1 protein-coding gene is annotated in these 416 nt (G+C 40.4%); it reads left to right on the top strand.

The genetic code is table 11. The features are described from left to right. The coding region (locus tag FHP04_RS14570) for a hypothetical protein (RefSeq protein ID WP_218937270.1) at positions 1-416 on the top strand (416 nt) is incomplete at both ends.

Here is a 416-nt window from a genome sequence, read left to right as displayed (position 1 = left end):
AGGATTTGAATACAGTATAAATGGCACGGATTATCAGGCATCAGTAGATTTTGATGGCTTAACCTCCGGTACTTATAGTGTAACGGCTCGAAATACTTCAGATCCTACGTGTGTTTCTACAGCTTTATCAGTAACGATTAATGATGTACCAAATGCACCAGCTACACCAACTGCTGATGTAGTTCAACCAACGTGTGCAGTACCAACAGGTAAAATTTCAATTACAGCTCCACTAGGACCAGGATTTGAATACAGTATTGATGGCACGAACTATCAGGACTCAGAAAACTTTATTAACTTAACCTCTGGTACTTATAGTGTAACGGCTCGAAACACTTCAGATCCTACGTGTGTTTCTACAGCTTTATCTGTAACGATTAATGATGTGCCAAATGCACCAGCTACACCAACTGCTG

Origin of the sequence: Aequorivita sinensis (assembly GCF_006346335.1) — a bacterium.
GTDB classification, from domain to species: domain Bacteria; phylum Bacteroidota; class Bacteroidia; order Flavobacteriales; family Flavobacteriaceae; genus Aequorivita; species Aequorivita sinensis.
Note: the sequence above shows the minus strand (reverse complement) of the source record. Positions and strands in the feature narration are given on the sequence as shown.